The sequence below is a fragment of the Murinocardiopsis flavida genome, assembly GCF_003014485.1.
GTDB lineage: Bacteria > Actinomycetota > Actinomycetes > Streptosporangiales > Streptosporangiaceae > Murinocardiopsis > Murinocardiopsis flavida.
In genome coordinates, this window is record NZ_PYGA01000001.1 from 254,059 (window position 1) to 270,524 (window position 16,466).

General features: G+C 70.6%; 18 protein-coding genes and 1 pseudogene. 6 read left to right on the forward strand and 13 right to left on the reverse strand.

What is annotated here, in order from left to right; translation table 11 throughout:
* Positions 1–23 precede the first annotated feature (23 nt).
* From CLV63_RS01150 to CLV63_RS01160, 3 genes are all read right to left on the reverse strand, one after another.
* Entirely contained in the window at positions 24–1,283 is a 1,260-nt protein-coding gene (locus CLV63_RS01150) for a glutamate-5-semialdehyde dehydrogenase (RefSeq protein ID WP_106580943.1), read from the reverse strand.
* Between the two features lie 65 nt (positions 1,284–1,348).
* Positions 1,349–1,594, reverse strand: coding sequence for a DUF397 domain-containing protein (locus CLV63_RS01155; RefSeq protein WP_106580944.1), 246 nt, complete (start codon positions 1,592–1,594; stop codon positions 1,349–1,351).
* Positions 1,591–2,454 carry a helix-turn-helix domain-containing protein gene (locus tag CLV63_RS01160; RefSeq protein WP_106580945.1) on the reverse strand — a complete coding sequence of 288 codons (864 nt, stop codon included), beginning with the start codon at positions 2,452–2,454 and terminating at the stop codon, positions 1,591–1,593. The genes CLV63_RS01155 and CLV63_RS01160 overlap by 4 nt, the downstream gene beginning before the upstream one ends.
* A gap of 124 nt (positions 2,455–2,578) precedes the next feature.
* On the opposite strand from CLV63_RS01160, the gene CLV63_RS01165 reads away from it, so the two are divergent.
* On the forward strand, positions 2,579–2,884 hold the full coding sequence (locus CLV63_RS01165; protein WP_106580946.1) for a hypothetical protein: 306 nt from the start codon (positions 2,579–2,581) through the stop codon (positions 2,882–2,884).
* A gap of 346 nt (positions 2,885–3,230) precedes the next feature.
* On the opposite strand, the gene CLV63_RS01170 is transcribed toward CLV63_RS01165, so the two are convergent.
* Entirely contained in the window at positions 3,231–3,416 is a 186-nt protein-coding gene (locus CLV63_RS01170) for a hypothetical protein (RefSeq protein ID WP_106580947.1), read from the reverse strand.
* Between CLV63_RS01170 and CLV63_RS01175 the strand changes: the two genes are divergently transcribed.
* Positions 3,415–3,993 (forward strand): YciI family protein, encoded by a 579-nt coding sequence (locus CLV63_RS01175; RefSeq protein ID WP_106580948.1) that lies wholly within the window; start codon positions 3,415–3,417, stop codon positions 3,991–3,993. The genes CLV63_RS01170 and CLV63_RS01175 overlap by 2 nt on opposite strands.
* Positions 3,994–4,089: 96 nt before the next feature.
* Here the strand turns inward: CLV63_RS01175 and CLV63_RS01180 are convergent, their stop codons facing one another.
* On the reverse strand, positions 4,090–4,482 hold the full coding sequence (locus tag CLV63_RS01180) for a RidA family protein (RefSeq protein ID WP_106580949.1): 393 nt from the start codon (positions 4,480–4,482) through the stop codon (positions 4,090–4,092).
* 242 nt (positions 4,483–4,724) lie between these two features.
* On the opposite strand from CLV63_RS01180, the gene CLV63_RS01185 reads away from it, so the two are divergent.
* The gene (locus tag CLV63_RS01185) at positions 4,725–5,837 is read left to right on the forward strand and encodes a hypothetical protein (RefSeq protein WP_245928507.1); all 1,113 of its coding nucleotides are present in this window, start codon (positions 4,725–4,727) and stop codon (positions 5,835–5,837) included.
* Positions 5,838–6,105: 268 nt separating this feature from the next.
* On the opposite strand, the gene CLV63_RS01190 is transcribed toward CLV63_RS01185, so the two are convergent.
* Positions 6,106–6,609: a MarR family winged helix-turn-helix transcriptional regulator gene (locus tag CLV63_RS01190; RefSeq protein WP_106580950.1), complete on the reverse strand. Its 504-nt coding sequence runs from the start codon at positions 6,607–6,609 to the stop codon at positions 6,106–6,108.
* A 111-nt stretch (positions 6,610–6,720) separates the two neighbouring features.
* On the opposite strand from CLV63_RS01190, the gene CLV63_RS01195 reads away from it, so the two are divergent.
* Positions 6,721–7,848, forward strand: coding sequence for a nitroreductase/quinone reductase family protein (locus CLV63_RS01195; RefSeq protein ID WP_106580951.1), 1,128 nt, complete (start codon positions 6,721–6,723; stop codon positions 7,846–7,848).
* A gap of 133 nt (positions 7,849–7,981) precedes the next feature.
* On the opposite strand, the gene CLV63_RS01200 is transcribed toward CLV63_RS01195, so the two are convergent.
* The 4 genes and pseudogenes from CLV63_RS01200 to CLV63_RS01215 form a co-directional block, all read right to left on the reverse strand.
* On the reverse strand, positions 7,982–8,893 hold the full coding sequence (locus tag CLV63_RS01200) for a MerR family transcriptional regulator (protein ID WP_106580952.1): 912 nt from the start codon (positions 8,891–8,893) through the stop codon (positions 7,982–7,984).
* 139 nt (positions 8,894–9,032) lie between these two features.
* Positions 9,033–9,209 (reverse strand): annotated as a pseudogene (locus CLV63_RS34360) (IS5/IS1182 family transposase); the annotation flags it as partial.
* A 104-nt stretch (positions 9,210–9,313) separates the two neighbouring features.
* Positions 9,314–9,826, reverse strand: a complete 513-nt coding sequence (locus CLV63_RS01210; protein WP_106580953.1) for a DinB family protein — start codon at positions 9,824–9,826, stop codon at positions 9,314–9,316.
* A 218-nt stretch (positions 9,827–10,044) separates the two neighbouring features.
* Positions 10,045–11,517: a DUF418 domain-containing protein gene (locus CLV63_RS01215; RefSeq protein ID WP_245928508.1), complete on the reverse strand. Its 1,473-nt coding sequence runs from the start codon at positions 11,515–11,517 to the stop codon at positions 10,045–10,047.
* A 276-nt stretch (positions 11,518–11,793) separates the two neighbouring features.
* Here CLV63_RS01215 and CLV63_RS01220 point away from each other — a divergent pair, with 276 nt between their 5' ends.
* Positions 11,794–12,348, forward strand: coding sequence for a DUF6368 family protein (locus CLV63_RS01220; protein ID WP_106580954.1), 555 nt, complete (start codon positions 11,794–11,796; stop codon positions 12,346–12,348).
* A gap of 143 nt (positions 12,349–12,491) precedes the next feature.
* Here the strand turns inward: CLV63_RS01220 and CLV63_RS01225 are convergent, their stop codons facing one another.
* Both CLV63_RS01225 and CLV63_RS01230 read right to left on the reverse strand, forming a co-directional pair.
* Positions 12,492–13,469: a hypothetical protein gene (locus CLV63_RS01225; RefSeq protein ID WP_106580955.1), complete on the reverse strand. Its 978-nt coding sequence runs from the start codon at positions 13,467–13,469 to the stop codon at positions 12,492–12,494.
* A gap of 506 nt (positions 13,470–13,975) precedes the next feature.
* Positions 13,976–14,980, reverse strand: coding sequence for a methyltransferase (locus CLV63_RS01230; protein ID WP_146165495.1), 1,005 nt, complete (start codon positions 14,978–14,980; stop codon positions 13,976–13,978).
* A 185-nt stretch (positions 14,981–15,165) separates the two neighbouring features.
* Between CLV63_RS01230 and CLV63_RS01235 the strand changes: the two genes are divergently transcribed.
* Positions 15,166–15,825 (forward strand): hypothetical protein, encoded by a 660-nt coding sequence (locus tag CLV63_RS01235; protein WP_146165496.1) that lies wholly within the window; start codon positions 15,166–15,168, stop codon positions 15,823–15,825.
* Positions 15,826–16,091: 266 nt separating this feature from the next.
* Here the strand turns inward: CLV63_RS01235 and CLV63_RS01240 are convergent, their stop codons facing one another.
* A complete protein-coding gene (locus CLV63_RS01240) occupies positions 16,092–16,304 on the reverse strand; it encodes a hypothetical protein (protein ID WP_146165497.1) in 213 nt (70 codons plus the stop codon).
* Between the last annotated feature and the right edge of the window lie 162 nt (positions 16,305–16,466).

Genomic DNA, 16,466 nt, shown 5'->3' on the forward strand with positions numbered 1-16,466 from the left:
TCTCCGGACTGGACGAGGAGGGGCTACCGGAGGTGGCCGTCGCCGGTCACCACGTACTTGGTCGACGTCATCTCCGGCAGCCCCATGGGCCCGCGCGCGTGCAGCTTCTGGGTGGAGATGCCGATCTCGGCGCCGAACCCGAACTCGCCGCCGTCGGTGAACCGGGTGGAGGCGTTCACCATCACCGCGGCGGAGTCGACCCGCGCGACGAACCGGCGCGCCGCCGACTGCGACTCGGTGACGATCGCCTCGGTGTGGTCGGTGGAGTAGCGGCGGATGTGCGCCACCGCCTCGTCCAGGGAGTCGACCACCTTCACGGCGAGGTCGGCCGACAGGTACTCGGTCGACCAGTCGGCGTCGTTCGCCGCGACCACGTTCTCGGCGTCGAGTGCGTGCACCCGCTCGTCGCCGTGCACTGTCACCCCCCGTTCCCGCAGCTCCGGGAGCAGCAGCGGCAGGAACTTCCCGTAGACCGAGGCGTGGACGAGCAGGGTCTCGGCGGTGTTGCAGGTCGACAGCCGCTGCGTCTTGGAGTTCAGCGTGATGGCGACCGCCTTGCGCAGGTCGGCGTCCGCGTCCACGTACACGTGGCAGTTGCCGGCCCCGGTCTCGATGACGGGGACCGTCGAGCCCTCCACCACGGCTTGGATGAGCGCGGCCCCGCCGCGCGGGATCAGCACGTCCACGAGGCCGCGCGCCCGCATCAGGTGCTGCGCGGAGTCGCGCCCGGTGCCGGGCACGAGCTGCACCGCGTCCACCGGGACCTCGGTGTCCGCGAGAGCCGCGCGCAGCACCTCGGCGATGCGCGAGTTGGAGGAGTACGCCGACGACGAGCCGCGCAGCAGCGCGGCGTTGCCGCTTTTCAGGCAGAGGGCCGCGGCGTCGACGGTGACGTTGGGGCGTCCCTCGTAGATGATGCCGATGACACCGAGAGGCACTCGGACCTGGCGCAGTTCGAGCCCGTTGGGCAGGGTCCGGCCGCGCACCACCTCCCCGACGGGGTCGGGGAGGTCGCAGACGTCGCGTACCGCGTCGGCGATGTCGTTCACGCGCTCGACGGTGAGGGCGAGGCGGTCGACCATCGCCTCGCTCTCCCCGTTGTCGCGGGCGCGGGCGACGTCGTCGGCGTTCGCCGCGACGATCGACGCGGACTCGGCGACGAGGGCGTCTGCGATCGCCAGCAGGGCGGCGTCCTTCGCGGCCCTGCTGAGGGGCGCGAGGTCGGCGGCGGCGTCCTTGGCGCGCTCCGCGACCAGGCGGACGTCCCTCTCGGTGTCACTCATGGTGGGCTACTCGGCTTTCGTGCGATGGATCGGAGTCGGCGGACGCGGACTAGTGGACCAGTGGGCTAGAGGGCGTCGCCCCGGAGCACCCGCGCAAAGGCGGCCCACTCCGAGGCGGCAAAGGGCAGGAACCCCAGATCAGGATGCTTGGAGTCCCGAACAGCGGCCCCAGTGGGGAGGTCGGCAACCTCGACGCAGTTGTCGCCGCTTGAGGAATACGAAGAGGTGCGGAAGGCGGGGGTGGCGTGCGCGACCTGGACGCAGTTGTCGCCACCCGATGAGTACGAAGACTTACTGAAGTTCAGGATCATTTGCCATCCCGCTGCTTATGTTCGACAGAGATTGAGTTGATCATTTCGAGAGATTCCGTCGGGCCGAGCGCCAGATTCTGGATGGCATCAAAAATCAGGACATGCCGATCGAAATAAGAGAAATCTTCGACATACAAGGCTTCGAGCCCAGTAGGAATGAAGACGACCCCTGGCTCAGGCCGAGGAAAATCGAACAAAGAGAAGGCGCCGTCCATCGCCGGATGCGCACCGATGGTATCCGGGATCACCAGAACCGTTACCTTATAGTGTGCGGTCATCCCAGCGAGAAAATGCAATTGTGCGGCCATGGTCTCGGATGACCCGACTGTCTTTCGTAGGGCCGGTTCATCGATCACCGCCGTCAACTGCGGCCCCCGAGGGTGATCAAGGACTCGGCGTCGGATCATCCGCGATTCGACCTTGCGGTCGATCTCCCCGGGAGGAACAATCTGACTGGCCATGGCTACTGATGCGGCGTACTCAGGCGTTTGCAGAAGTCCCGGTATCAAGACAGATTCATAGGTTCTGATCCGGGTCGCTTCAGCCTCGAACTCCGGCAGGGGCCCAGTGAAGAGGTCCTGATATTCATGCCAATCACTGCGCCCGCGCGCCTGCTCCGACAGGCTGAGCAGATGATCACGCTCATCGCCCTGGATGTCGTAGACGTCCAGGATCGCCGCGACCTCTTTCGGGCGCGGGATCTTCCACTCATTGCGTTCGATCCGGGTGAGCTTGGTTGCGGACGACCAGCCCAACCGTCCGGTGACCTCCGCAGCGGTCAGCTTCGCGTCCGATCGCAGACGGCGAAGGGCCGCCGACAAGCGTCGGCGACGCACGCCCGGCGAGTGCCCTTCGGCCACGCGGTCACCTCTCCTCCTTCTGGTGCTCCCGATCGTAGTGCGCGCAACCCGGCCGAAAAATTTGAGCGAATACCGGAGCCAGTCGGGCACCCACGGTGCCCACCTCCCTCAAGGAGCTGCTCCCATGACGACCACCCAGGTAGACCTGACGACGTCCATCGTCCAGATCATCAAGGGCGGGGAGCCCGATGAGGACGGTTTCACCCTCATCGGCCACGAATCCCCCCGGCGGATCACCCTGTGCGCCACCGGCTGCGCGTGCAGGGCCACGGCCCTCATGGTCGACTTCTGGGAACTGGTCGAGCAGTACGACGTCTACTCCCCCAAGACCGATATCTGGCTGCGCATCATCCCCTTGGGCGAGACGGCCCCTCTCCCCGAAGGCGCGAGCCTCCTCGAAGAACGCTCCGTCTTCTACGGCATCGGCTGACCCGCCCCACGCTGTGCCCGGCGCTCCCCATCGAGTCCTCATACCGAGGTGGAGTTTCGGCTCCTCGGGGTCGGTCCGTCTGCGGGGCGGCCTTGTCGCTGGCCCGCAGACGGGCGGTCTGCGGTCAAAAGCAGCACCGAGGGCGGCGGGTGGCCCGGGTCAGCGGTCACCGGCGGCGGGGCGCATGCACCAAGACTGCGTTGGCGTCAGTTGATTGCGCCGAGACTGCACGCCCCGTCGTTCTCGGCACCGGGACACCGCCGCCGTGTCCGCTTCCCCCCGGTTCCGTTGCTGATCTTGACGAAACTGTTCCCTCAACCGCCGCGGAGGGAACAGTTCGTCAAGATCAGCGGGGGATGCGGAGGGATCGGTCATCGGCCGGCCGTACCCGGTGTTGGTCGACGGCGATGACCTCGACCTCCGCCAAAAGGTCGGGGCGGCCCAAGCGGGTGGCGCCGGACAGCACGCCGGGCGGACGGACGTCGAACTCCGCCAAGCGGCCCGCGAGCGGTCTTCGGTAGGTTTGCTGCATGCCGTTCTATGTTCATGCCGAGGACAGGCCAGGGGTCGGGGCCGAACTGGAAGGCCTCGCCGAAGCGCACTGGTCGTACATGGACGGCTTCGCCGACCGGCTCATCCTGCGCGGCCCCACGGTCTCGGCGGACGGGACCGAGCACACGGGCAGCGTCCATGTGGTCGACCTGGCCGACCGCGCCGATGCGGACCGGTTCGCGGTCGAGGAGCCCTTCTGGTCGGCCGGCCTCTACCGGGACATCACGACCGTCCGAGCCGTCGTCCTACTCGACCGCAAACCCGCCGAGGACCCACGCGCATCAGTCCCGAACGCGCTGGTCACATGCCAATGGGCCCCGGAGCTTCGCGACGCCGGCGGCACCGAACCGCACCTGCTCGGCGCCGAGCCGGACGACCGCGTGGGCTTCGTGGCCGTTCTGACCAACGAGGACCAGTCCCACACGACGGGGATCGTCGCGGTCGTCAGGGCCCACCAGGACGAGGCGGCGAAGCTCGTCCAGCCAATCGCGGACCGGCTCGCGGGCACAACCGCACCCCTGACCGCCCAGCGCTGGGAACGCGGCGGGCGCTCCTAGCTGGGAGACGCCGGGAGCCCGCCTGGGTTGGGCGTCCCGTAGGGCTCGAAGAACCCGGAGGCGCCGCCCGCTCCGCCGGTTCCAACGGGGCCGGAGTCAGTCGGCGGCGATGACCTCGATCTCCACCAGGAGGTCGGGGCGGCCCAGGCGGGTGGTGCCGGACAGCACTCCGGGCGGACGGACGTCGAACTCCGCCAGGCGATCCGCCAAGGCGTCACCCGCGTGCTCGAAGAACGCGTCGACATCGGTGACGTGTGTGTTCATACGGACGATGTCGGCGAGGCTCATCCCGGCCTTGTCGAGAACGGCCGCCACGTTGTCGAGCGCGAGGAGCGTCTGCGCCCGCATGTCCCCGGGGTGCCGCGACTCGCCTTCGGGCGAGACCGAGCACTGGCCGCTGACGAACAGCAGCCGCCGGTGCCCTTCGATCATGACCCCCTGGTCGAGGCCCTCCGGGTAGCTCCACGGGTTCACGACGGTGCGCTGCATGGCTGTCCTCATTCCTGTCCCTGCGAGTCAGCAGTCGGTGCGCTGCCGGACGGCGGTGCACTCGCACCGTAGAAGTTCAGGTTAGGTCGAGGTCAAGGGGGCTTTCCGCCGGTCACGGGCTTCCGTCGGGATTCGGACGTCACCGGTGCGCAACTCTCCGCAGTATCCGCTCAACTTTCCGGGGGAGCCGCGCGTCATACGCGTGAACTGATCGCGATCCCACCATTAACGGGAGTTGTCGGATGCACCAGACCGGTTGGCACGGGCGGCACACCGCACGAGTACGCACAGGCGCAGCGGGCGCCTTCGCCCTGGCGGCGGTGGCCGCACTGGCGGCCCCCGCGCAGGCCGCCCCGCAATGGACCCAGGTCCACGGGTCGGCCGAGCTAGGCGGCTCGTTCGACGCCGTCGCGGCGGTCGACGGCGCGAACATCTGGGCGTTCGGCGACGACAGCGCCCAGAACGACGGCGCGACCTGGGTGCACCGCTGGGACGGCGAGAAGTGGCAGAAGGAGGCCACGCCCGACGGCTGGAGCGTCGTGCCCAGCACCGCCGACGCGTCAGCGGCCGACGACGTGTGGGCGGCGGGGCGCTCTCCCGAGGGCGGGGCATCGTCCCTCCACTTCGACGGCGACAAGTGGGAGGCCATCGAACTCGACCCGGCGCTGACCCCCACCGACATCGAGGCGATCGACCCCGACAACGTGTGGATGCTGGCGAAGCCCGTCGACGGCTACGACCGGGCGACGTTCTTCGACGGCGAGATCTGGCGCGACTACCCCGCTCCGGCGGCGCACAACGCGCTGTCGGCGGTGTCGGCCGACGACGTCTTCGCTGTTGGCGGCGGCGACGGCGGCCAGCCGGGCGTCGAGCGCTGGGACGGTGAGAAGTGGACCCCGATGGAGGTGCCGAAGGTCGACCTGCCCGGCGGCGAGGCGAGCGCGGTCTTCGAGGACGTGTTCGCGCGCTCGGCCGACGACGTGTGGGCGGCCGGCGGGGTCTCCTGGAAGGACGGCGACGACGTGAACCACTCCCGTCCGCTGCTCGCCCACTTCGACGGCGACGCCTGGAGCATCGTCGAGACCGAGGGCGACGCCGCATACGACGCGGTCGCCGACGACGGTGACGGCGGCCTGTGGCTCAACGAGGGCTCGTGGAACCCGACCTTCGTGCACCGCACCGCTGGCGGCGAGACCACCCGGCAGCAACTGACCGACGACAAGTACGACCTGTCGATCCCGACCCTGGCACACGTCCCCGGCGGTAACGGGGCCGTCGCCGTCGGCACCGCGTTCGAGGAGGGCGACCCCGACGTCTTCACCGACCACGGCGTGGTCTTCGGAACGGGTCTCTAGACCGTTCGCTGTCGCTGTCGTTGTCGCTGCTGCTGTCTCCGCCGGAGACCGGGGGCGGCCGCGGCGGCCGGGGCGACCCGGGACAGCGGGTAACCGGGGGCGGGCGCAGTTCGGCGCCCGCCCCCGGCGTGTGCGCCCGGGTCCGCCGCTGGAGGTCGGGGTCCGCGGCCGCATGTCGGGGCACGCTGCTACAGGTGGGGGTCCGGGGCCGCTGGCCGGAGCCCGCTGCTACAGCTCGGGGCACGGAGCCGCAGGCCGGAGTCCACTGCTACAGCTCGGGGTCCGCGGCGAGGGCGCGCTCGTATGCCGCCATGGTCCGCACGAAGGTGGCGCGCTCCTCGGGGGTCAGCGGGTCGAGCGCGCTGCGCCACGCAGCGGCGCTCCTGGCCAGCCAGGCGTCCACCGCGTCCCTGTTCGCTTCGGCGATGCTGACGACGGTGCGGCGCCGGTCGGCGTCGTCCTCTGTGCGGTCCAGGACGCCCCTGCGGTTGAGGTCGCCGACCATCAGGCTGACCGTCGCCGGGGCGACCTCCAGGCGGCGCGCGAGCTCGTTGACGCCGAGCGGCCCATCGAAGAGCAGGTAGGCCAGCAGCGACAGGTGCCGCGGCGCGAGGTTCGCGGACTTGAGCCGCTCGGGCGGCGGCGTGCGCTTGGCCCTGCCGACCAGGCGGGGCATCAGCAGCAGCAGGGTCCTGATGCCCTCATCGACGCTCATGCCCTCCGCTGCGTCCGACCCCGCCGCGCGCTCCCCGCCGCTCTGCTCTGTTGACATACCTGTGACTCCAAATTAACTTTGCTTTCAAAGATAAATACCTTCGTTGTCAAAGAGGCTAGTCGGAACAGCATCTGACACCCGAGGTTCCGACCTGGGAGGATCCCGTCCATGCCCGAAGAGCAACAGCAGCCTTCGCCCGCCGAGTTCAACCGCCGGGTCATCGCGGAGTTCCGGCAGAACGCCGGTCGGGTCGGCGGCCCGTTCGACGGCGCGCCCCTCGTCCTGGTCACGAGCACCGGAACGAGGACGGGGCGGCGGCACACCACACCGACCATGTACCTGCGCGACAACGGACGGATCGTGGTGTTCGCGTCCAACGCGGGCTTCGACCACAACCCGGCCTGGTTTCACAACATCAGCGCCGATGCGCGCGTGACCGTGGAGATCGCGGCCGACAGCGCCACAGAGGCGGAAGCCGACCAGCCCGACACGACCCGCGACGGCGTAACCAACCTGGACGCGACCCGCGACGGAGTGACGACCCTGGACGCGATCGCGACCGTCCTGCACGGCGCCGAGCGCGACCGCCTCTACGCCCGGCAGGCACGCCTCGTCCCCGCGTTCGCCGACTACGAGGCCAAGACCGAACGGATCATCCCCGTCGTCGCACTCCGCCCCCTGCGCCCGGCGGGCGACGGCGCACGCGCATACGCCCTCAGCGAGGAACTGGTGCACATCCACGACGGGATGCGCCGCGAACTCGCCGACATCCGCGCCCAACTCGGCACCGCCGCCGGGACGGCCACGGCCCAGGCGGGGGCCCACACAGGGGGCGGCGCGGAGGTCGACACAGGGGCCCACTCGGAGGTCGACACGGAGGCCAGCGGGAAGGCCACGGCCCACCCCCGGGCCTACACGCTGGCCCACACGGGGGCCGACACGGAGACCGGCGGAACCGCCACGCCCCACACGGAGGTCGGCGCCGAGCTGCGCTCCCGCTGCCTGGCGTTCTGCGCCGGGCTGCACGAGCACCACACCAAGGAGGACGGCTCCGCGTTTCCACCGTTGGAGGAGCGGTTCCCCGAACTCGCACCCGCGCTCGCCCGGCTCAGGGCGGAGCACACGGCCGTCGCTCGGATCAACGCCGACCTCACCGCGCTATTGGCAGAGGACAGCTGCACCGACCCCGCGACACTGCGCGCCCGCTTCGACGAGCTGAGCGGCGAACTGGAAGACCACTTCGACTACGAGGAGGCGCAACTCGCCACCTCACTCGACACCCTGTTCCCCCGCTGAGTTCCCGCGCTGACCACGCGGAAAATGCCCCCCTCAATCACGGGTGGACCTACGGCGTATTGGACCGAAGGTCTGCGGGGCGGCCTTGTTGCAGCTCGGGACGCGGGTGACCTGCGGGGAAGAGCAACAATTTCTAGGTGGCGGGTGAGTCTTGGGCGGACAGTTCTATGGCCAGTTCCATACAGCGCCATTGGGCTGGGGAGACGTCGTAGGGCATCTTGCCGATGGCCTCGAACGCGCTCATGGAGCCGGCCTCCCGCCTGCCGGAGCCGAGGTCGGCCCCGTCCTCGCCGTCATCGGCGGGAGCGGGGTGCAAAGTGTCCCAGGCGTCGAAGAGGGCATCGTCGTCCTTATCCAGGCCGGACTCCTCGATGACGGCGTGCAGGGCGCTTTCGAAGGTGTGCCGCTCGACGGCCACCTGAGCCACCCGTGGATCATCGACGGCGACGCTGTCATCGAGTGCCTCCTCGGCGTCATCGATGCGGTCGGAATCCTCCCGCAGAGTGGGATGCGTGGCCAGGGCGATGAAGCGGGTGGCCTGGACGGCCGCGCCGAGCGGGCCGAAGATCCGCTCAGTGACCAGCAGGGTGTCCAGGTCCGCCTGACGCAGGGAGCCCTCGGGCAGGCTCTTGAGACGGTCGGTCACGAAGTCGGAGAGCAGGCCCATCCGGCTGCCCTCGGTGCGCATCCGCTGCACGGCCATCCGTTGCCGCCCCAATTCCGCCTCCTGCTCGGCGAGGGTTTCCTCCAACCGCTCCAGGGTGCCCGCGATACCGTCTCCGCTGTCCGCACCGGCGAAAGCCGCGCCGGTGGTAAAGGCGTCACGGATGTCGTCGAGGGCGATCCCGGCGTCGGCCATCTTGCGAATCCACAGCAGGCGGATCATGTCCTCGTAGCCGTAGCGGCGGCGGTCATCGCCGCCCCGCTCAGGCTCGGGGAGCAGGCCGATCTCGTGGTAATGGCGAATCGCCCGTGGCGTGGTGCCGGCGAAGGCCGCCGCGTCACCGATCTTGACCTGGCGGGGTGGCGTGAAAGACGAGTGCATGAGCAGGGACCTTTCCTCAAGGGATCGGGGCGTAAGTCCACAGGACCACATGCCGCTACGGAAGGTGCAACTCCATACACTCCGTCCCGCGCCAATGCCAGGCGATGCGCCCTTCCTCCGTGATGACCGCACGGAGCAGCGGGCGGGTTCTCGGCCGGCCGACACCGGGCCGGGGCAGCCCGATCGCGTTCAGGACCGGCTCGAACTGTGGACTGTCACCGCGCTGCCCAGCGGTGATCAGCAGCGACAACTGCTTCTGTCCCTGCTCACACGCCAGATGAATCTTCGTGGTGAACCCGCCTCGCGACCGGCCCAGTCCATGGTCTTCAGGTCCGGTGTTCACTCCGCCTGGCGGTTCCTTCTGCACAGCACCGCGCCGACGGCACCACCGGCCTACGGCCTAGCCGGTGGTGCCGTCGATTAGACGCCGGTGACGCCGTCGATGCGTTCGCGGAGCAGGTCGGCGTGGCCGTTGTGGCGGGCGTACTCCTCGATCATGTGGACGTAGATCCACCTGAGGTTGACCTCCTGGCCCATGAAGGCGCCGGTGTCGGTCAGGGCCCGCCCGGCGCAGAGTTCCCGCGCGGCGGCGACCTCCGTGTTCCAGGTGGCGAGGGCCGCGTCCAGGGTGGCGCCCGCGGACAGCTCGAATCCGCCGTCGGGACCGTTCGGGTCGGCCTGGGGGTCGTAGATGGGCGGGACCTGCTCCCCTGCGAAGACGCGGCGGAACCAGTTCCGCTCCACCTCCGCCATGTGCTGGACGAGGCCGGTCGGCGTGAACCCCGACGGCGGCACCGACGCGGTGGCCGCTTGTGCGTCGTCCAGCCCTTCGCACTTCATGGCGAGGGTGGCGCGGTGGAAGTCGAGCCAACCTTCGAGGGTGGTGCGCTCGTCGGCGTTCAGGGGCGGCATGGGTCGTTCGATCGTGCTCACCGGTTGATTATTACCGTTGGTGGGAACGGGCCGCGCACCGGGTCGACCGGCAGCGCGGACGGCAGCGCGGACGGCAGGCGGCCCACCGCCTGCCGTCCGCTGGACTTGACTCAGTCCTGCCGACGCGCGCCGTCCGCCGGAACCGGCTCAGCGCCACCGCCTGCCCTCCTCCGAACCCCGCTCAGCCCGGTCGCCGCTTGCCGCTCGCCGGACCCGGCTCAATCCTGCCGGCGTGCGCCGTAGGTGAGGCGGCGCAACAGGGCTTCGGCGGGACCCTGCCGCCCGGCGCGCTCCAGTGCGTAGGCGCCCACGACCGTGGCCAGCCACACGGCCACAGCGAACGCCGCCATTGACGCGCTGCCGAAGTACGCGCCGAGTCCGAGCCCCCAGGCCGCCAGCACCGGGGAGAAGATCAGGGAGTGGCCGAGGTAGCAGGACAGCGATCGCTTGCCCGTCGCCGCCACAGCCGCGACCATCGTCGCTCCCACCCCGGCTGCCGCACCCGCTGCACCCCTCGCGCCCGCTGCGTCCACCGCAGTGGTCGCACCCACTGCGCCCGTCGCGCCCACCGCACCCGCTGCGCCGGTCGGGGCGTTGGCACCCTTCGCACCGGTCGGGGCGGCGGCACGCGTGCGCTGCGCACGTGTCGAGATCCAGTGGGCGAGCAGGGCGAACACCGCCACGTAGCCCAGTCCCCCCGCGATGCCGGTCGTGCTCTGGACGGCCGCGAGCACGCCCTCCTCCGACACCGCTTCCGGAGGCACGTCCAGCACGCCGACGTGGGCGAGCGCCGCGGGCAGTCCGCCGAGCCAGCCCACCGCGAGCCCGACTCCCGCCGTCCACCCGAGCAGCCGCAGGTGGCGGTGCGGCTCTTCCAGGATGTTCCTGCGCGCCGCCCAGAATCCGAGCAGCATCACCGCGTGGCTGCCGAAGGCGAGGAGCCCGCCCCCGAGGGTGACGAACGCCCACGTCGAAAGCCGGGTGCCGATAGCGGTGACCGGGTCGGCCTCCCCCGACGCGTAGTACACGGTCGACGGCTTTGTCGCGGCCGTACCGAGCTGGGCGAGGTCCCCGTTGGCGATGGCCCACACCGCCTCCACCCCCGGGATGGCCACCAGCGCCGCGGCGATCGCGGCCCACACCAGCAGGGTTCCGCTGCGCCGCCGCAGGAACAGCCAGACCAGGATGAGGCTCGCCAGCCCGTAGGACCCGACGATGTCGCCCGCCATGAGCAGGGCGGCGTGCACGAACCCGAACGCGATCAGCAGCAGGCCGCGGCGGCTCAGCAGCACGCACGCCGCGCGCTCGGACGTCCCCGCCGTGGTCTGTCGCAGGTACAGCCGCATGATCCCGTAGCCGAAGAGGAACGCGAACAGCGGGTAGGCGCGCAGGTCCAGCATGGTGATCATCAGGAACTGGACGACGCGGTCGAGTGCCGAGCCGTCGACCGGGTGCCACCCCGACGCGCCGTGCTCGGCGGCCCACAGGTAGAAACCGGTGTTTGACAGGACGATGAGCAGCAGCATGAAACCGCGCGCCACGTCGGGTGCCAGCGCCCGCTCTGACGCGCGCACGCCGCCGCGCCGCGCGCCCTTGCTCGGCGGCGGTGAGTCAGCGGGCGGCGGTGGGTCGGCGGGCGGCGGTGGGTCGGCGGGCGGCTGAGTGGTAGGCCGTTCGTCGGGTCGGTGCATGACAACGACGCTAGAAACGGGACCGCGGGCGGCGCGTCGGCCGAAAGGCGCGCTCGCACCGACCCAAGTATTCGCCGGAAGCACCTCCGCGGACCGGAAGTCGCGGTCACCCTCCGCAGAGCGGCGACCGGGCGGCGACCGGGCGGAGGCCGGGTGGAGGCCAGGTGGGGACCGGGCAGAGGCCAAGCGGCGGCCGGACGAGGGCCGAGCGGGGCCCGACAGAGGGACTGGGCAGGGGCCATAGGCGTCGCCCGTACGATCCGAGAGGGAGGCGTGATGGCGGGTGCGGCAGTGGGGCTGTGGCGGTTCGAGCGGCACGACCCGCAGGTGGTCCGCGCCGATGCCGTGTCATGGCTCCGGCGCTACTGCGAGCCCATCGAGATCAGCGCCGAGGGCGACGTGTCCTGTTGGATCGACGGCGCGCTCACCGGCGCGGAACTGGGCGAACCGCACTTCGACGCCGCCGCAACGGGCCGGATCACACTTTCGGCGGACGACGACGTTCCCGCGTCCGACGACGACTACTCCCCCCTCGCCCGGTCGCCCGTCCAAGGGTCGGTGCTGTGGGCCGGCTCGGCGGGGCGGGCGAACCAGCTGCTCCTGGGGCATGTGGCACGGGCGCTCGCCCAGCGGTGGGACGCCCTCGTCGACTTCGACGGGCTCCTCCTCGGCCGTGACCCGCACGGCCCGCCGCTGCTCCGGTCGCTCCCCGGAGCCCTGTACGAGGTCCCCTACGCCACCGACGACGGCCAGCGCCTCCGCCGCCATGTGGGCGATTCCGAGTTCCTCGCCGCCTGGCTCCGGCACCCGCGCTTCCACCTCGTCGAATAGCCCCGGCCCCCAATGGGGGCCGGGGCCAGAGTTGGCGTACTACGGGATGGCCGGTCGGCCTGACCGGACCGATCAGACCGCTCGGGTCTATCGGGTCTACCGGGCCGGTCAGGCCAGTCGAGCCGGTACTGGGACGGGCTCCGCTAGAACGCCTTGCCCGCGGCCTTCGCCGCCCGCTCTGCGTCCTCGCCGCGCTGCTCCCCTGCCTGCTTCAGGCCGGCGGAGCGGTCGCCCTTGACCGCGGACGCGCGCGACTTCGCCGCCGGGATCTCGCCGAACTCGCCGCCCACGGTGCCGCGCACCCGGTTGTCGGCGCCCTTCAGCGCGACGGGGTCGTTGCCGGACGCGGTGAGGTCGCCGCGGATGATGTTGCCGTTGACGTGGATGTCGGCGGTGTTGTCGGTGATCGCGACGTTGCCGCCCCAGTAGGAGGTGTCGCCGCACGAGCTCTGCGGACCGTCGGAGCCGATCTGCACCGTGGCGGAGTTGCCGCTGTAGGCGGCGTTGCCGTGGACCTCGCTGGCGCACACGACGCTGCCCTCTGCGGCGCCCTTCACGGTCAGGCCGCCGTCGACGGCGGAGTCGTAGATGTCGGCGAACCCGACACCGTCGGCGCTGACCTTGCCGCCGACACCGGTCGACTCCGCGAACAGGTTGCCGGTCGCCGCGCTGAGGCCGCCCTTGACCTCGGAGCCGTAGAGGAACAGGGCCCCGGTCTCGATGCCGCCGTCGGCCGCCACCGCGCGCACGTTCTGCCCGAGGGTGGAGCCGTCGAGGTAGGTGCCGAACGCGCCCCGCGCGGTGACGTTCCCGGCAACGGAGGTGTTGACGGCGTCGAGGTAACCGTCCTGGGCGACGGCCACCGTGCCCTTGAACGTGCCGTCCTCGACCACCAGGTCGGCGCCGGACCGCACCGTGACGTTGCCGTCGACGGTGGTGCCGGTGAGGTCGCAGGACTTGCCCTTGGCGACCACAAGGTCACCGGGGACGGTGACCGCCCCGCCTACCCCATCGCAGTAGGTGACCAGGTCGGCGACAGCGGGGGATGCCAAAGCCGTAAGCGCGACGGAACCGCCGACGGCGGCAAGGGAGGATGCCGCGACGAACTGCCGGAGCTTCATGGATGTGTGCCTCTCGTGGAAGGTGAGCGCCGAGTGAAAGCTGCGAGCGGGGTAAAGACAGACTAAAGAAAGCAGCGCAAGGCGAACAGAGGACGAGCAGAGGAAAACCGTTGCGGGAATGGCGGGTGGGCAGTGGGCGCACCCGCGCCGCCCGTAAGACACCTGGCGAAGCCCCGGAAACACCGGCACCCCGACCGCATCCGGACACCAGGCGAACCCCCAGGGAACGCCAGCGCACCGGCCACACCCGAACACCAAGCAAGGCCCGTGGGCCACCAGGCGCACCGGCTCCACCCACCGGCCCCCACGCCCCGGCCACCGCCCCAGGAGCCGACGGACGCCTGGGCCCTCGACTCCCCAGCGCCCCACGACCCCGCCAACCGGACGCACCAACAGCCGGACGCACCACCAACCCCGGATCGTCCAGAAGGTGTCCGGCAGTGCGGTCGGCTATGCGGCCGACGCTGCGCCGGGCGCTCCAGATCCACCCCGCCCGCGCCGCCCACTCAGGCGAGCCGCGCCTCCAGGACCTCCATGTCGAGCGGCAGCGGGTGGCGGGCCGCCGGGACCAGGCCGGCACCGGCGAGCAGCCGGTCGTATTCGTCGGGGGTCCGCTCCCGCGCGCCGGTCATGACGACCAGCATGTGCAGGTCCCAGTAGGACGCGAAGGACGCCGGCCGCCCGGGGTCGAGCGGGCGTTCGATGATCAGCAGCCGCGAGTCCGGTCCCATGGCGGCCGCGCAGTTGGCGAGGATGCTGGAGCACTCGCCGTCGCCCCAGTCGTGCAGGATCCGGGACAGCACGTACAGGTCGGCGCCTTCGGGCACCGCCTGGAAGAAGTCGCCCGTGCGGAGGTCGAGCCGGTCGGCGACCGCGGTCCCCTCGATGCGGCGGCGGACCGGTTCGAGCACGTCGGCGCGTTCCAGCAGCACGCCCTGGGCCTCTGGCGCCGCCGCCAGCAGCGTTTCGAGGAGGGCGCCCGAGCCGCCGGCGATGTCGACGATGCCGCGCACCCCCGCCAGTTCGACCGCGCGCGGGACCTCCGCGAAGAACACCGACCCCGCCGACATCGCCCGGTCGAATGTGCGGGCCAGCTCCGGTTCCCCGTTGGCGTACTCGAAGAACGGCTTGCCGTACACAGTGGAGAACGACTCACGGCCGGTGCGCACGACGTCCTCGAAGCGGCCCCAGGCGTCGTAGAACGGGTCGCCGTAGATGAGGGCGAGGTCGCGCATCGACCCGGTGTCGTCGGAGCGCAGGGAGTCGCCCAGTGGGGTCGTCGTGAACCCGTCCCCTGTGCTGTCCACGATCCCCAGCCCGGTCAGCAGGCGCAGCAGCCGCACCAGGGCGTCGGGGTCGGTTCCGGTGCGCCGGGCGAGCTCGGCACCGCTCACGGGGTCGCCGTCCATCGCGTCGATGACGCCGAGCTTGACCGTGACGAAGATGGCCTTCGTTGTCCACGCGCCGGTCATCAGGTTCAGCATCGTCCGGGGGATGTGGTCGTCGGCCACCGGATCGGTCTCCACTTCATCGCTTGCGCCACTGCTGGCGGCGTGCCTGGCTGGGGCGCGCCGCGGCACTCCCCGTGCGACGGCGCTCGCACGCCGACACTAATCGGCCGGGCCGACCGGGCCGGAGCACCCCGCCGCACACAGCGGGCTCCCGTTCACCGCCGCGCCGAACTAGGATGCCCCGCATGTCGTCATTCGCGGGCCCGCCACCTCCGCCTTGGCCGCGCCCGGGCCACCCCGAGACCACGGTCATGCGGCCGCCGACCAGCGCGGGCCCCTACCTCAAGTTCATCGGTCTGTGGACGCCCGTCCTCGGGATGCTGTTCGTCGTCCTGCTCCTCCTTGCGTCCATCCCCTTCGAGACCATGCAGGAGGGCACCGGCACACCGGCCGGTATCGCCGTCGGCTCCGTGGGCGTGCTGATCGCGGCCGGGTCGCTGCTGTACAAGAAGCACCGCGCGCAGACCGGGACGCAGGTCATCGTCTCCCCCGTCGGCGTGGAACTGCGCGACGCCATGGGGTTCGAGGTGCGGTTGCGCTGGGCCGACGTCACCGCTGTCGGCACCGTCCACGACCAGCAGTCGAAGCGGCAGCCGCTCAACACCCGCGGCGGCGTGCAGGTGCAGACCCCGGTCGCCAGCTCCGACGGGCTCATCGGCTGGGGCGAACGGGTCGTCCCGCGCCGCGCGCCCCTCTGGCTGCGGGAGCACATGGCGTCCCAGCCCACCAACCCGCAGACCGGGCAGCACAGCGTCGCGATCTCCTTCTCCGCTGCGGGCGAGCCGGGGTTCGGCAACCCCCTCCTCCAACAGACCCACCGCTACCGACCCGACCTCCTCCGCTGACCAGCAATGCAAGGCAGCCGCCGCGGGCCCCCGCTGCACGATACTCCGCGAAGCGGGCGCAGTGGGGGCGTGCGGAGCATCCAGCGGACAGGCGGAGAGAGGGTTGGTTGCCGTCGCGAGTGCGGAGCATCCGGCGGCACGAAGCACCACGGCCCCTACGCCTGAGGTCGCCAGGGCCGTGAACCCGCCCCCTTCGCCTCCGGGGACCGCGACATCCCTCTCGCGCCCGTTGATGCAACGGCGTTGCGGCGGTCGGCGGCGTCACCTCACCCACGTGCGCGGTCCACTGCCCCGCCCGATGCCATGACGGCCACGCCCAGCACGAGCAGCGCGATGTTGGTGAACACCTCGTTGCCGGCGTAGAAGTCCATGTGCTTGGCGAGGAACCAGAACGGGCTGGGTCCGAAGAAGTACCCGATGAACCCGACCGCGCCCTGGACCGCGATCAGGAAGCCCACGGTTTCGATGATCTTTCGCATGCCGATCACGGTAGGCAGCGGCTGCCCGCTGCCGGATCGCCTGTGCGGCGCGTTCCCCCCGCCGAAGGGCCTCGGCCGCACACTGCCGCACCGACGCAGGGATGACCCGCGGCGCCCGGCCGCCAACTTTGGTCTATTTTCGCCGCGCACCGCCGCCGGGTG

Coding starts and splice junctions, on each gene's coding strand:
- CLV63_RS01215 (WP_245928508.1), bottom strand. CDS start 11,517: ATGCACCGACCCGACGAACGGCCTACCACTCAGCCGCCCGCCGACCCA.
- CLV63_RS01175 (WP_106580948.1), top strand. CDS start 3,415: ATGCCGTTCTATGTTCATGCCGAGGACAGGCCAGGGGTCGGGGCCGAA.
- CLV63_RS01235 (WP_146165496.1), top strand. CDS start 15,166: ATGTCGTCATTCGCGGGCCCGCCACCTCCGCCTTGGCCGCGCCCGGGC.
- CLV63_RS01185 (WP_245928507.1), top strand. CDS start 4,725: ATGCACCAGACCGGTTGGCACGGGCGGCACACCGCACGAGTACGCACA.
- CLV63_RS01195 (WP_106580951.1), top strand. CDS start 6,721: ATGCCCGAAGAGCAACAGCAGCCTTCGCCCGCCGAGTTCAACCGCCGG.
- CLV63_RS01220 (WP_106580954.1), top strand. CDS start 11,794: ATGGCGGGTGCGGCAGTGGGGCTGTGGCGGTTCGAGCGGCACGACCCG.
- CLV63_RS01170 (WP_106580947.1), bottom strand. CDS start 3,416: ATGCAGCAAACCTACCGAAGACCGCTCGCGGGCCGCTTGGCGGAGTTC.
- CLV63_RS01165 (WP_106580946.1), top strand. CDS start 2,579: ATGACGACCACCCAGGTAGACCTGACGACGTCCATCGTCCAGATCATC.
- CLV63_RS01240 (WP_146165497.1), bottom strand. CDS start 16,304: ATGCGAAAGATCATCGAAACCGTGGGCTTCCTGATCGCGGTCCAGGGC.
- CLV63_RS01180 (WP_106580949.1), bottom strand. CDS start 4,482: ATGCAGCGCACCGTCGTGAACCCGTGGAGCTACCCGGAGGGCCTCGAC.
- CLV63_RS01155 (WP_106580944.1), bottom strand. CDS start 1,594: ATGATCCTGAACTTCAGTAAGTCTTCGTACTCATCGGGTGGCGACAAC.
- CLV63_RS01200 (WP_106580952.1), bottom strand. CDS start 8,893: ATGCACTCGTCTTTCACGCCACCCCGCCAGGTCAAGATCGGTGACGCG.
- CLV63_RS01150 (WP_106580943.1), bottom strand. CDS start 1,283: ATGAGTGACACCGAGAGGGACGTCCGCCTGGTCGCGGAGCGCGCCAAG.
- CLV63_RS01190 (WP_106580950.1), bottom strand. CDS start 6,609: ATGTCAACAGAGCAGAGCGGCGGGGAGCGCGCGGCGGGGTCGGACGCA.
- CLV63_RS01225 (WP_106580955.1), bottom strand. CDS start 13,469: ATGAAGCTCCGGCAGTTCGTCGCGGCATCCTCCCTTGCCGCCGTCGGC.